The 13303-nt window shown below is 69.2% G+C and carries 11 protein-coding genes and 1 riboswitch; of the genes, 8 read left to right on the top strand and 3 right to left on the bottom strand.

The window, feature by feature from the left end; all coding sequences use genetic code 11:
• The first annotated feature begins 281 nt into the window (after positions 1–281).
• The 3 genes from ON38_RS26305 to ON38_RS37950 all read left to right on the top strand — a co-directional run bounded on the left by ON38_RS26305 (position 282) and on the right by ON38_RS37950 (position 2628).
• Entirely contained in the window at positions 282–980 is a 699-nt protein-coding gene (locus tag ON38_RS26305) for an ESX secretion-associated protein EspG (RefSeq protein WP_039827706.1), read from the top strand.
• A gap of 81 nt (positions 981–1061) precedes the next feature.
• Positions 1062–1436 carry a hypothetical protein gene (locus ON38_RS26300; RefSeq protein WP_039827705.1) on the top strand — a complete coding sequence of 125 codons (375 nt, stop codon included), beginning with the start codon at positions 1062–1064 and terminating at the stop codon, positions 1434–1436.
• 133 nt (positions 1437–1569) lie between these two features.
• Positions 1570–2628: a hypothetical protein gene (locus tag ON38_RS37950; RefSeq protein WP_039827703.1), complete on the top strand. Its 1059-nt coding sequence runs from the start codon at positions 1570–1572 to the stop codon at positions 2626–2628.
• 17 nt (positions 2629–2645) lie between these two features.
• Here ON38_RS37950 and ON38_RS26290 read toward each other — a convergent pair whose 3' ends face one another.
• Complete coding sequence (locus ON38_RS26290) at positions 2646–4007, bottom strand: hypothetical protein (RefSeq protein WP_039827702.1); 1362 nt, start codon at positions 4005–4007, stop codon at positions 2646–2648.
• A 186-nt stretch (positions 4008–4193) separates the two neighbouring features.
• Between ON38_RS26290 and ON38_RS26285 the strand changes: the two genes are divergently transcribed.
• On the top strand, positions 4194–4991 hold the full coding sequence (locus tag ON38_RS26285) for an aminoglycoside adenylyltransferase family protein (RefSeq protein ID WP_051165199.1): 798 nt from the start codon (positions 4194–4196) through the stop codon (positions 4989–4991).
• Positions 4992–5007: 16 nt separating this feature from the next.
• Here ON38_RS26285 and ON38_RS26280 read toward each other — a convergent pair whose 3' ends face one another.
• Positions 5008–5745, bottom strand: coding sequence for an SDR family NAD(P)-dependent oxidoreductase (locus ON38_RS26280; RefSeq protein ID WP_039827701.1), 738 nt, complete (start codon positions 5743–5745; stop codon positions 5008–5010).
• A gap of 135 nt (positions 5746–5880) precedes the next feature.
• Positions 5881–6013: riboswitch (cobalamin riboswitch) on the top strand.
• Positions 6014–6167: 154 nt separating this feature from the next.
• Here ON38_RS26280 and ON38_RS26275 point away from each other — a divergent pair.
• The 4 genes from ON38_RS26275 to ON38_RS26260 all read left to right on the top strand — a co-directional run bounded on the left by ON38_RS26275 (position 6168) and on the right by ON38_RS26260 (position 10336).
• Entirely contained in the window at positions 6168–7085 is a 918-nt protein-coding gene (locus ON38_RS26275) for an ABC transporter substrate-binding protein (RefSeq protein ID WP_083873105.1), read from the top strand.
• Between the two features lie 92 nt (positions 7086–7177).
• Complete coding sequence (locus tag ON38_RS26270) at positions 7178–8134, top strand: FecCD family ABC transporter permease (protein ID WP_245564214.1); 957 nt, start codon at positions 7178–7180, stop codon at positions 8132–8134.
• Between the two features lie 46 nt (positions 8135–8180).
• Positions 8181–8957, top strand: a complete 777-nt coding sequence (locus tag ON38_RS26265) for an ABC transporter ATP-binding protein (protein ID WP_039827700.1) — start codon at positions 8181–8183, stop codon at positions 8955–8957.
• Between the two features lie 482 nt (positions 8958–9439).
• Positions 9440–10336, top strand: a complete 897-nt coding sequence (locus ON38_RS26260; protein ID WP_039827699.1) for a hypothetical protein — start codon at positions 9440–9442, stop codon at positions 10334–10336.
• 498 nt (positions 10337–10834) lie between these two features.
• Here ON38_RS26260 and ON38_RS26255 read toward each other — a convergent pair whose 3' ends face one another.
• On the bottom strand, positions 10835–12577 hold the full coding sequence (locus tag ON38_RS26255) for a hypothetical protein (RefSeq protein ID WP_157181908.1): 1743 nt from the start codon (positions 12575–12577) through the stop codon (positions 10835–10837).
• Between the last annotated feature and the right edge of the window lie 726 nt (positions 12578–13303).

Below are 13303 nucleotides of genomic sequence, written 5' to 3'. Positions count from 1 at the left end.
CGCGCCCGGCCGGCGGGCCGCACCCCGCCGCGCCACGGTCTCCGTCTCGGCGTCGTCCGTCCCGAGCACCCGCAAGAACCGACCTCCAACCCGGTCTGCCACAACAGGACATCGTCGTCCGTGCCGACGAGTAAACCCGAGAACGACCTCGTCCACCGCGTATTCGGGTTTTGTGTCCGGCCCCGGGTTCACCGGCCCGGGCCGTGCCGAGGTCGGTGCGGCGCCGAACAACCGATAGGCTGAGAAGGCCCGCGCAGGTTTCGGTGAGGATGTGATTCCGCGTGAGTTGGAGCCTGACCCCCGACGAATTCGCGCATGTATGGCGGCGCGCCGACCTGGACCGGATCCCCTACCCGCTGCGGGTACTCGAGTCACCGCGCACCGAGCGCGACGCCCGGCTCCTGCGCGACGAACTCGCCCAGCGGTTCCCGCCGGATCCCGATCTCGATGCCTGCCTGCGTATTCTCGCCCTGCCGCAGACCCGGGTGATCGCCATCGGCGGGGCGCCCGAACCGGGCCGGGAACTGCGCGTACTGGGCTGTGTCGTCCACGACCGCGCGGTACTGGCGGTCCAGGCCCCCGGACGTACCCGGGAATTCGGCGGGCCGGTCCAGCTCTCGATCGGACACCGCACCAAACTGGGTGCCCGCCTGGCGGCACTGCTGCCGAAAGCGCCCGCGGGCCGCCATCCGGCCCGCACCGCCTCGGCCGCTGCGGTCCGCGATACCGAAACCGTCATCCAGGAAGAACGTGCCGCGCCGCTGATCCGGAAATTGTTGTGCGCCCCGCACACCGCCGACGGCCACATCCGGATCGAATCCCGTCTGGACCGGCCGAACCCACCGCCGCCACTGCACTACACCTGGCTCGATGTCGAGAACGACGGCCGCTATCTGCTCAAGGCGGACGAGAAGGTGCACATGGTGCCCGCCTCCCCCGAACAACTCGCCGCGCATCTGCAGAAGCGGATTCCCGGCTGAGCCGCGATCGCACCGGACCGGGTGCCCCGGGCCACCGGTTCCGGCTACGCTGGGCCTGACCGACGGAGGGGTACGCCAGTCATGAAGATCGAAGACAGCCGCGCCGAGATCGTCCGGTTCCGCCAGGCAGCCCATGCGGGAACGGTCAAATTCGATCCGGAGGCGGCGCGCCGCTGCGCGGAACTCTACGACCGCCAGGCCGACCGGCTCATCTATCTGCGACAGCGTCTGGAAGACGCCTCCGATCCACACGGTTTCGGGGGCCTGATCTCGGCGCAGCAGCTCCAGGCCGGGTTCGGGCACAAGGCCCGTGACGCCGCCGCCCTGCTCGATCACTACATCGAAGCCGCCTACCGGATGAAGGAAGCGTTCCTGGTCAGCGGCGGGCTCTACGACGAGGCCGACGCGGCCAACGCCGCCGCGGTGCGCGCCCTCGAAGCGAGGCTCGACCGGTGAGGGGCGCTACCTCCGCCTTCGCTACGACCTCCGCCGGCACATGTACCCGCTGCGAAGAAGGTTCGGTGCGCCGGTCCCTCCGCCTTCGTCGCGGACTCCGCGGACCGCAGGCACCCGCTTCGAAGGAGGTCCCATGACAGGGGTCGATCCCGATTACATCAGCGCCATGGAACATTTCGAAGCCATGCGCCACGAGGACATCTACCGGGCCACCCAGCAGATCGATGCCGGTGAGATCCTGCGGATCTCCGGCACCTGGATGCATGCGGCCACCACCTTGCAGACCTCGCTGCCGCTGACCCGCGCCGGCGCGGACCGGGTGATGAACGCGATGGAATGGGACGGTGAGGCCGCCGACGCCGCCTTCGCCAGCACCCGCGGTTTCGCCGATTCGGTGGAGGAGCTGGCCGGGGTGCTCGGTCAGGTGGGGTTGCGCCTGGGCGCGGTGGCCGCGGCCGCGGAAGCGGTGAAGATCGCGGTGGTACCGCCCGGGGATTCCGGCCCGGTCGGCGCGCTGGCCCGGCTGCTGGAGGCGGCCAAGGTGATCGACGCGCAAATGGTGCAGGAGGTGCTGCGCCAGGAAGCGATCCTCACCATGAACATGGTCTACAAACCCGCCTATCTCGCGGCGGGTACCGCGGTACCCGCGCTGCCCGAACCGCCGGCCGCCCCCGGTCCACTGCCGCCACTCGGTCCGCCGCCGGCGCCCCGCGCTCAGGTCGATCCGGCGGTCGGTGTGGATTCGGCACCGGCGGCGGGAGATTCCGGCGCGCCCGGCGGCGCGGCCCCCGAGTCCGGCAACGACCCCGATCAGCCGGCACCCCGGCAGGACTCCGCCCCGGCAGCACCCACACCGGAGAGTCCCGCACCGCCGGAGAACACTCCCGCACCGGCTCCGGAACACGACGGCGGGCCCCCGCAACCGCCGGTGCCCGAGGTCCCCCGGCCGACCGACGGCTCGGCGCCCCCCGAAGAGCCCGCCCCCACCGATACCGCGCCGACGCCGCCCCTCCCACCGCCCGCGGCCGAACAGCCACCCGCTCCCGCGAATCCGCCCGAGCCGGAACCACCCGCGGCACCGCAACCGACCGCGGTACCGCTCTCGGATCCGGCCGGGCAGCCCGGTATCACCGGACCGGTGCCCGGACAGCGCGCGCCCGACCAGCCCGGAGTCATTCCGCCACAATCCTGAGGCGGGTATGCGGCTCGCTACTGGTCGGGATAATCCTGCACCCAGTGGAACCGCGGACCGTTCAGCGGGAAGGTAGCGGGATCGGTCGCGCGGAGGTCGATGGTCACCGGCCGTCCGTCCAGTTCTCCGTCCAATCGCAGGATGCCGGGTTCCGTACGGTCGAAGACGAAGTCGGCGCTCGGTATGCCCGCCGGACCGGTACCGGTGGGAGCGGCGACCGTGAGGGTGTGCGCGGTCGCGTCGACCTGTGCGGGCACCGTCACCAACGCCCCGTCCATGCGCTGCCACGACACCACGCCCTCGGTCTCGATCACCAGGCGCTGCCAGCGATCCGGGTCGGTGAGCAGCGGGGGTACCGGCCGGCCCTCCATCCGGAACTCGGTGACCTCCCACAGCCCGTACAGCTCGGGCTTCGGCGCACCGCCGCCGTAATCCCACCAGCTCGACCAGCCGGCCACCGCCACTCCGGCGACCAGCCAGATACCCACCGCCGCCTCGGCGAAGCCGGCGATCCGCGCGCCCCGCCGGCTCGTGGACAGCGGCGGTTGCACGGCGGGATCGGCACGGCGGGCCAGCAGGAAGAAATCCGCGAAACGGCGGGCCTGCGGGGCGAGCAGGATCAGTGAGAAGACCAGCAAGTGGAACGATACGATCTTGACCGGCACATCGAAGGTCATATTCAGCACGAACACCTGCGCCATGCTCACCACACTCAGCATCGCCCCGAGGGTGGCCGTGCGCGGTACCAGCAGCAGCAGGCCACCGACCAGTTCCGCGACCCCGAGCAGTATCTCGTACACCGGCGCACTACCCACCTGCAGCCACAGCACCGCCATCGGTGAGAGCTGGCCGAAGGGCTGGATGAGCGCCGAGAACGGCGGCGGCGGCATCTGGGTCGGTACCGCTTTGGCGATGCCGTAGAACAGCATCTGCCCGGCGACGCACCACCGCAGAATCGTCAGGAACCATGCGCCGGCCCGCGGGTACGCGAGGCGCCGCCGGTCGAGCACCGACCACAGCGCCGCCGCCACGGCCGCCACCACCAGCGCGGTGAACACCATCACCCAGATGATCGCCTGGTCACCACTGCCGGAATCCCGGTGCAACGGCGCATCGATGCCGAACACCGTCTGCCCCACCCACGTCAGTACCGGCTCGGCCGCCATCAGCGGCCACATCGGCGCGGTATCGGGCAGGAACTGATGGGTGAACCCGGCGAAGACGAACAGGATCTGCCCGATCAGCACGCAGAAGATCACGCCGTAGACGGTGCCGAACCGGAACGCCACCCGCGCGGGCCACGACCAGCGCACCGGTTGCGGGTCCTCGGGTCCGGACAGCTCACGCCCGGGACCGGTGATCGTCCGAACCGCACCCATACCCACGACCTCGCTGTCCCGATTCGTTCGACGACCCGCCCCGACCGGCCCGGGCCGGACTCTCACCAGAACCTAGACCAACTGCCCCGCCGGCCACCTCCGTGAAAACCCCGATCCTGCGTCCTCCCCATGCACGAGTTCCCCACCACGACCAGACCTTCGGAAGTACCTCTCTACCGTGGATTCGTGCCCACACCACCTGCCGATCCCGCCGCCGACACCGCCCCGATCACACGAATCGTCACCGGACTGCTGGGTGCCGACCTGCTCGGCCTGTACCTCTACGGGTCGGCGGTGACCAGCGGCCTGCAGTACGACAGCGACCTCGATTTCCTGGCGGTCACCGCCGCGGCTCTCGATGACGAGCTGCGAACGCGTTTATCCGAGCGACTGCTCCGGCAGTCGGGACGGTGGCCCCGCACGGGCGAGGCCAGGCCGGTGGAACTGACCGTGGTCATGCGCGACGCGGTGGTGCCGTGGCACTTCCCACCACGCGCCGAGTTCGTGTACGGCGAATGGATGCGGGCGGAGTTCGAGCGCGGCACCGTCGGGCCGCCCCCGCCCGACCCCGATCTGGCGATCCTGCTCGGCATGGTGCGCGACTCGTCGGTGGTATTGGCCGGGCCGCCCGCCGATCGGCTGCTGGATCCCGTCCCGCCCGGAGACCTGGTCCGCGCCGTCACCGAGAGCCTGCCCGCGTTGATCGCCGGTGTGGACGGCGATGAGCGCAATACCGTCCTGACGCTGGCCCGGATGTGGGTCACCGCGGAGACCGGCGCGGTGGTCTCCAAACCCGAAGCGGCCCAGCGTCTCGCGGCGCGGTCCCCGGCCGCGCACGCCGCGTTGCTGCGGCGGGCACGAGACGGCTATCTGGGTGCGGCGGTGGACGACTGGTCCGGGAACCGCGATGAGGTCGCGGCCTTCGTGCGGTACGCCGCCGCGGCGATCACGGCCGCCGCGGGCACCGGCCGGGAACAGGGCTGAGCAGTCCAGGCACTTCCTACCAGGCGATGGCGCCCTGCGCGCCGACGAAGGCACCCCGGGTGGACACCTCCGGCGCTTCCGCCGCCGCGAGGACGATCTGGGCGGCCTGCTCCGGTGTCGTCGGCGCATCGGCCGCCGCGGGCGCCAATTCGGTCGCGACGAAGCCGGGGCATACCGAGGTCACCCGGACGGCGGTATCGGCGAGCGATTTCGCCAAGCCCACCGTGATGCTGTTCAGTGCCGCCTTCGACGCCTGGTAACCCGGGACCACCATCGAGTAGTACGCCGACTCCGGATTGCGCTGCTCGGTGAGCGAGCCCATCTCGGTGGAGATGTTGACGATCCGCCCGGCCGGTGCGCGGCGCACCAGCGGCAGCAGCGCTTCGATCACATTGGCGGGGCCGAAGGTGTTGGTCATCAATGTCTCGGCGAAGGCGCCGGGATGGGCGAAGTTCACCGTGCCCGTGGCGGTGGCCTCGGGCAGGATGCCGGCATTGTTCACCAGCACATCGATGTGGTCGTGTCGTTCGGCGAGGGAATCGTGCAGGCACCGTGCGCTGTCCACCGAGCACACGTCGAGGATTTCTCCCTCGGCCGCCAGCCCTGCCGACCGCAGGTCGCCCACCACGGCTTCCACCGCCGCTGCGCGGCGTCCGGTGACGATCACCCGGTAGCCCGCGCGGGCGAACGCCGTCGCGGTGGCGCGTCCGATTCCACGGGTCGCCCCGGTGACCACCACGATTTTTTCCGACATGTCGTTCCTTTCGCGATTTCCGTTCGTGCCCTATGAGCATCGGCGAGGACATACGGTGCGCGCTGGCAGGAAATCGCCGTCGCATTCGGCCCGGCCGGTACGCCGTACCGAGCGGGTCGAACGTCCAGTTCGGTGTCGGATAGCATGGTCGGCGGCCGCACTGCGGTCGCGGTGTGATGAGGGAACCCGGTGCGAATCCGGGACTGGCGCGCAACGGTGACACCCGCGAGGTGGAGTCCGATCGCTCATCCGCCGAGCTCGATTCCCGGCCTCGCGCACAGGCCCAGACGCAAGGAGTCCACGCCGTGACGCGGTTCTTCTCCCTGGCGGTCACCGCCGCGGTATCCATCCTCCTGCTGGCCGGATGCGCCGGCGCGCCGGGTCCGGACCGTCCGGTCGCCGGATCCGCCGAGGGCTATCCGATGACGATCGACAACTGCGGCGTCGAGGTCACCGTGGCGGCGCCGCCGCGGCGGGCGGTCGCGCTCAACCAGGGGGCGGCGGAGATCCTGCTATCGCTCGGCCTGGCCGACCGGATGGCCGGCACCGCCACCTGGACCGATCCGGTACGGGAGAACCTGGCGGCCGATAATGCGCGGGTGCCCCGGCTGGCCGACAACAAGCCCTCGTTCGAGGTGGTCCTGGACACCGAACCGGATTTCGTCGCCGCCTCCTTCGGCGGCACTCTCGGCCCCGGTGGCGTGGCCGAGCGGCAACAGTTCACCGAACTGGGCGTTCCCACCTACCTCTCGCCGACCGACTGCGACGGCAAAACCGCTGACAGCGTCAATGCCGACGGCGCCCGCACCGAACCGCTGACCATGGATTCGGTGTACCGGGAGATCCGCGAGCTGGCCGCGATCTTCGATGTCACCGATCGCGGTGAACGGCTGGTCACCGAACTGCGTGACCGCTATACGGCCGCTGCCGGGCGGATCGCCGCGGAGCGGGTCTCGCTGGCCTACTGGTTCGCCGATACCGCCACGCCCTACGTCGCGGGCTGCTGCGGCTCGTCCGGCATCATCACCGACGCGGTCGGCGCGACGAACGTCTTCGCCGACACCACCGACGAATGGCCGCAGGTCAGCTGGGAAACCCTCCTCGACCGCGACCCCACCGCCCTGGTCCTGGCCGACCTGAGCCGGCGCAGTCTCGCCGGGGACGCGCTGGACAGCAAGATCGCGTTCCTGGAGTCGAATCCGGTGACGGCGAAACTGTCCGCGGTGCGCGAGCGGCGCTACATCGTGGTCAACGGCGCCGATATGAACCCCTCCATCCGGACGGTCGACGGGGTCGAGAAGGTCGCCGACGCCCTCGAGCGATGGGGCTACGGTTCTTGAGCTCCACCGCCGCGAACACCGCCGTCCGGCTCGCCCGCGCCCCGGTGCGGGCGGCGCTGGTGCCGGCCGGGCTGGCGGTGCTGGTCGTCTCCATGGCCTTCACCGTCACCATCGGGCCGGCCGAGTTGTCGGTCGGCGATGTCTACGCCGTGCTGTTCGAGAAACTCGGCGTCGGCACCGCGGCCGTCTCGCCGATCCGCGAGGGCATCGTCTGGCAGTTGCGGCTGCCACGGACGCTGCTGGCCGCGATCTGCGGCGCCGGTCTGGCGGTATGCGGGGTGGTCATGCAGTCGCTGCTGCGCAATCCGCTCGCCGATCCGTTCGTGCTGGGAATCTCCTCCGGCGCGTCGACGGGTGCGGTACTCGTGGCGGTCCTCGGGGTGGGCGGCGGCCTGATCTCGCTGTCCACCGGGGCGTTCCTCGGTGCGCTCGTATCGTTCGGGCTGGTGCTGATATTGGCCGCGGGAGCCGGGGGCGGCACCGCGAAGGTGATCCTGGCCGGTGTCGCCGGCACCCAGCTGTTCTCGGCGCTCACCTCGTTCGTCGTCCTGTCCTCGGCCGACGCCGAACGTACTCGCGGCATCCTGTTCTGGCTGCTGGGTTCGCTCGCGGGCGCGAGCTGGACCGATGTGGGCACGACCGCGGCGGTCTGCGCCGCCGGACTGGTGCTGTGCCGGTGGTACGCCTCCGCATTGGACGCGTTCACCTTCGGCTCCTCGACCGCCGCGACCCTGGGCGTCGCGGTCGGCCGGACCCGGACGATCCTGCTCGTGATCACCGCGCTGATGACCGCGGTACTGGTCAGCGCGGCCGGGGCGATCGGTTTCCTCGGACTGGTGCTGCCGCACGCCGCGCGTTTCCTCGTCGGCCCGCGGCACAGCCGGCTGATCCCGGTGACCGCGGTACTGGGCGCCATCCTGCTGGTCTGGGTCGACGCGCTGGCCCGGACCGTGTTCGCGCCGCAGGAGGTCCCGGTCGGCGTCGTCACGGCACTCATCGGGGTACCCGCCTTCGCCCTGCTGCTGTTCCGCACCCGGAGCGCGCCGTGACGGGCCGGGCATCCGGGCCACCCGTCCCGACTCGGCGGAGCACCCGGTGACCCTGCACGCACAGAATCTGTCCTGGACCCGCGGCGGCCACCTCGTCGTGGACGCGGTGACCGTCCGTCCGGAACCGGGGCAGACTGTGGGCCTGCTGGGACCGAACGGCTCCGGCAAATCGTCACTGCTACGCCTGCTGGCCGGTATCGCACGACCGGACCGCGGCAGCGTCACCCTCGATGGCACTCCCCTGCACCGCCTGGGCCGCCGCCCGTCGGCTCGCCGGATCGCCATGGTCGGGCAGCACGCGCACACCGAGGTCGATATCACCGTGCGGGATGTGGTGCGGCTCGGACGCATTCCGCACCGCGATCTGTTCGGCCAGGACAGCGACGAGGACGCGGCGATCGACCGGGCCCTGCGCGATACCGGCCTCGCCGGCCACGCGCACCGCTACTGGAGCACCCTCTCCGGTGGCGAGCGGCAGCGGACCCAGATCGCCCGGGCGCTGGCCCAGGAGCCCGGGGAACTGCTGCTCGACGAACCGACCAATCACCTCGATATCGCCCACCAGCTCGATATCCTCGAGCTCGTCACGCGCTTGCCGCTCACCACCGTCGTCGCCCTGCACGATCTGAACCTCGCCGCGATGTTCTGTGACCACCTGCTGGTCCTGGACCGCGGCCGGGTCGCCGCACACGGCAGTCCCGCCGAAACTCTCACCGAACAACTCGTGCGCGACGTCTACGGCGTGGCCGCGACGATCACCGTCGATGACGGTGTCCCGGTCGTCCGCTACCGCCGCCCCGCCGCCACCACGCACACCGGCTGACCGACGAGGTACGCGGGGATCTGGTCCGGTAGGGCGGAGAACCGCTGGTGCGCAGCAGGTCACCGGAGTCGGCGCCGGGCCGGGCCGCTGTGGCCGGAGCCGAGCGGTCACAGCCCCGTGAAACCCGGATGGCTCACCGGTGCGCTGAGCAGACCCGCGCGGGCGTCGCTGCCCGCCGCTCGGCATGCTCGCGGTACTACCGGTGATCGCGGTGCTCCTGATCGTCGAAGCGTGGATCGACCGGTTTCCGGCGGCGGACACTGCCCCGGCCACTGTCGAATCCTGAACCGCGCGAACCGCAGCCGGGCGGTGACACGGGGTATCGCGCGCCGCGACCGCCCGCCGGACGGTGACGCGGCCGCGTGGCCGGGGTCGATACGGCGGGTGGCGCACAGACGTCACCCGGCACGAGGCGGAGTTGCCCTCGGATTGCCGATATCATCGCAGGCGCCCGATCGAATCCTGAAGTACAGGTAGTACCGATGACAAGCCAGCCGCAGACCGTATCCCCCGAGGAGCCGGAGGCCGGTGCGGGGCCGGATGCGGCGACCGATCCGCGACCGGCTCCGGACCGGGATTACTTCCCGCCACCGCGGGAACTACGCGGAAACCTGAACGGCTGGACCTATCCGGCGGTGTTCCTCGTGGCCGTACTCGCCACTTTCCTATTGGCACAGGCCGTGCTCGCACTCGACTCCGGGCAACCGTTACAACCGGCGATCCATATCGCGGCCGCCGTCTGGGTCGCCTCCTACCTGCCGATGCTCTCGGCGACCTCACGCGGGCGTTCCCGGATTCGGATCGAGGGCGCGCGATTCGCGAGCGACCAGGACACGCTGGTGATCCGCCGCTCCCTCGGGTACGAGGTCGCCCTGGTGGTCTGTTTCCTGAGCCTGGCGGCGGTGTGCGCGATCTTCGGTATCGGCACCTGGACCGGCACGCTCACCCTGAACCCGCATCCACCGGTGCCACCGTGGCCGGGCCTGGTCGCCGCGGCTTTGCTCCTGCTGTATCTCTGTGTGTACGCGCGGCGCCCCGAGATCCGCCGGCTGGTGCTGACGCCGATGCATATCGTGCTGCCCACCAAGACCTCGATCGCGAATATGGTGAGCTGGACCTCGATCGAACAGATCGAGGTGGTCTCGCGCAACAATTCCAAGGGCACCATCCGGATCTCGCGCCCCGGCCGCAATCCCGGCCGCCGGGTCACGAAACGTATCCACGCGGAGAAACTCTCGATCGGCTCGGCGGCCACGTACTGGCTGATCCGCTTCTACCACGAGAACCCGGACCTGCGCGTCGAGCTCGCCGACGAACGGGCCGCCGAACGGTTGCGCCGCTACGCGGTCGTCCCCGAATTCGGTGCCGACCGGCGCTGACCGCCACCGGTCGTCCCGGCGGTGCCGAAGCACACTCGATCGCCTCGGAGACGGCGTGTTTCACGTAGCGGCCCCCGACCGCCGAACAGCCGCGGGTCATCCGGGTCCGATGCGGGTCGAGCCGGCCGGTACCATCCGCGGCCCCCAGCGTGCCGCGGCATGCGCCTGGCAGATCCGGGGGTCCGGAACATCCGCGAGAAAGTCACGCTGAGCAGTTACCGCAGACAGGGACCTACTATCTGCGGTAGATAGGGTGCTGAGCTGGGTGAATGTTCCCGCCACGTGGTGCCGACTCCGGGAATTATCTGCGTAGATGGTCTACCGCCGGATTCCGACCGTTTGGCCCCATGTGCCGGATTGCCGGGAAATTCCGGCATCGCGCACCGATGTCGGACCAGTGGTACCGGCGTTCCGCGTTGCGCGTACGGCCGCGTCGACCGTGGGGTGTTCGGCCGGTGATCCGTTCCACTTCCGCTTCTACGGGGTTCCGAGACTTTTTCAGTCTGCTGCTGATCCGTACTTCTCTTGCATTGCTTGGCCGTGTTGTTTGGCCATGTGGTGGGCTTGGGTGGCGGTGATGTCGCGGTCGGCGAGTTTTGCCGCGATTTCTCGCTGTGCTTCGGTGTGTTCGGCGCGCATCTGGGGGTTGTCGAGTGTCCAGGTGGGTGGGTATTGGTGACCTTTGACGGGGTCGCGGAAGCCTGCATCGCCGGCGATGCGGTTGGCGAAGGCGTCCATGACGGTGCGGTCGGCGACTCTGCCGTCGATCACGGGTCGGTAGTTGGCGTATCCGTCGATGTGGCGCATGCCTTCCTCGGTGGATCGGATGCGCACATCGTTTTCGATCATGGTGCGGCCGAGGATCCGGTCGGGGGAGTGGCGTGCCGAGGACAGGTCTTCCGGCGCCAGGTCGAAGCCGCCTTCCAGTGAGTGCGGTTCGGCCAGTGTTTGCAGATCGACGCCGGCGATGGCTTGGACGAGGGGGTCCGGGTGGTTTTTACCGGCCTGGGCTTTGGTTTGTTCGTCGAAGGCGGTGCCCAGGATCATGTCGTGGATGCGGTCGGCGCGCGCGGGGTCGTAGCCGAGGGACAGGGCGTGAGCGCGGGACAGCTCGCCCGAGCGTAGTTCGTCGTAGCCGTCGGGGTTGTTCTTTTTGCGGCCGTCGCCGTAGTTGGCGTCGCTGTAGGTGTCGGCCACCGCGGCATCGAGTCGCTCGTGGGGTTGGGCGCCGATGTTGTCCAGGTGTTTTTGCAGCAGGCGCCCGTCGTGATCGAGGTCGAATCCGTTGTGGTACGTGGCGGGAACTTGATACTCGAACCGTTCGAGGTCACCGAAGAGCGTGTTGGCTCGTCCGATGTCGGGGTCGCCGTAGAGGGTGGAGGTGATGTGTTTGCCGTTGGCGGCCAGCCGGATCGCGGTGTCGGCATCGGGGTGGTTGAGGGCTTGCTCCGGTAGGAAGGACCGTACAGCGTCGATTTCACGTTGCATCACGCGCGCGGGCAAAGGAGGCCGGGTCGGATCGAGCAACCGGGCCCGCATCAACTCGAGGTCCTCGATATCCCCGGCGAGCCTGCGTTCGTCCTTGTAGGCATAGACATCGGGAAGACTGGCGACCCAGATACCTTCCGGCGTGCGCCACGCACGACCGGCCAGCTCGCCATGCGAAGGCTCGTACGTGCGCTGATGCATGACCTCGAGGTCCCCGTTTCTCAACGCTGTCGCCCCATCCGAGAATCGGTGTTCCGACCAGCCGGGCTGCTCTCGTAAGTACCGGTAGGCGGCCTCGGATACCTTCACATCGAGGTCGCTTACGAGGCGAAGTGGGGTTCCGAAGGCGAGGTTCATCGCGCTGCTACCGGTAACGACGGCCTCCCGTGACACGTTCTCCCCCAGTGGGGCGAGCCGGGCCGCCGGCGAGGGCTGCTGCGACATCGGCCCGGGCGCACGGTCCCTCGCCTCGGGGGTGGGGCGATCATTGATTTCCACCCGCCCGAGCCCGGACGCGGCTCGCTCGATCGGACCTCGTGCCTCGAGGTCCTTTCCGACCGCTGTCTCGACGCCCTTCTCTACACCTTCTGCGGCCCCGCGCGATGGCTGCGCGGCTGCCGAACCCATGCCCGGCGCAAGAGCCCTGAGCCTGTCACCGATCTCGCGGAGCCAGTCCGCCGACCCCCGTACCACCGCGCGACCGTACCACCCGAGACGATACATCCTGCGACGAAAAAGGTTGTGCTGCAACATGTTTCACTCTATGCATTGCTTGCAGCAGCGCATGAACAAGCAGGACCCGCCTCCCCGCCATCGATCTGTGATGGATTCCACTCCATACGAGGGGAAGTCCGACCCGGCTGTCCATCATTTCGGCCAGGAACATTCGTGATCCCGCCGCGCGTCGTCGACTGGGGCGGTGATCCGTTCCAGGCCGTGATCCGCCTGGCCGCACCCCCTCGGTGAGAGCGAAACCACATGAAGAGACTTTTCTTGATTCGGTCTCGCCGGGTCTATCCGGCGCGACCCAGGCCCGGAACTGCCGTCTCGAGGCGACCACGACGGGTCGCGCACATCGAACTCACCGAACTGGCCCCTGTTCGGCTTCATGCCGAACGACCCCGGCTTCCTGGTAATGGAGGAGGCCGGGGTCGTTGTCTATCTGCGGTTGCCGCACCTTGGCGTTGTGAGGACTAAGGCACGACAGAAGGTATTCAATCACGAAACCTGTTGTAGGACACTATTATTGAAACGCGTTCCAGCGAGTATGCATGAATGGCTTCCGGTGCTCCGCTCCCCGCCGCTCGGGTCCGGGGGCATCGTCGGTACGAAGCCAACCCCTGCCTGACCATCAAGCAGCGAACAACCGCCGGTCGCCCGGTGCAGCGAATAACTCACCTGATCCAGTGAGCCGCCGGGCTCGCCGCCGTAGGAATCCCATGTGCCGCCGGCCCCGGCTACGCGCACGACTACCTCCCC

This window comes from Nocardia testacea NBRC 100365 (genome assembly GCF_000308775.1).
Classification (GTDB): Bacteria; Actinomycetota; Actinomycetes; order Mycobacteriales; family Mycobacteriaceae; genus Nocardia; species Nocardia testacea.
The sequence above is the reverse complement of the archived record's forward strand: the minus strand, read 5'-3'. Positions and strand labels throughout refer to the sequence as shown.

What these genes read in the sequence shown, in the direction of transcription:
- ON38_RS26280 (WP_039827701.1), bottom strand. Translation starts at nt 5,745, where the DNA reads ATGTCGGAAAAAATCGTGGTGGTCACCGGGGCGACCCGTGGAATCGGA.
- ON38_RS26255 (WP_157181908.1), bottom strand. Translation starts at nt 12,577, where the DNA reads ATGTTGCAGCACAACCTTTTTCGTCGCAGGATGTATCGTCTCGGGTGG.
- ON38_RS26275 (WP_083873105.1), top strand. Translation starts at nt 6,168, where the DNA reads ATGACGATCGACAACTGCGGCGTCGAGGTCACCGTGGCGGCGCCGCCG.
- ON38_RS26290 (WP_039827702.1), bottom strand. Translation starts at nt 4,007, where the DNA reads ATGGGTGCGGTTCGGACGATCACCGGTCCCGGGCGTGAGCTGTCCGGA.
- ON38_RS26270 (WP_245564214.1), top strand. Translation starts at nt 7,178, where the DNA reads ATGGCCTTCACCGTCACCATCGGGCCGGCCGAGTTGTCGGTCGGCGAT.
- ON38_RS37950 (WP_039827703.1), top strand. Translation starts at nt 1,570, where the DNA reads ATGACAGGGGTCGATCCCGATTACATCAGCGCCATGGAACATTTCGAA.
- ON38_RS26300 (WP_039827705.1), top strand. Translation starts at nt 1,062, where the DNA reads ATGAAGATCGAAGACAGCCGCGCCGAGATCGTCCGGTTCCGCCAGGCA.
- ON38_RS26260 (WP_039827699.1), top strand. Translation starts at nt 9,440, where the DNA reads ATGACAAGCCAGCCGCAGACCGTATCCCCCGAGGAGCCGGAGGCCGGT.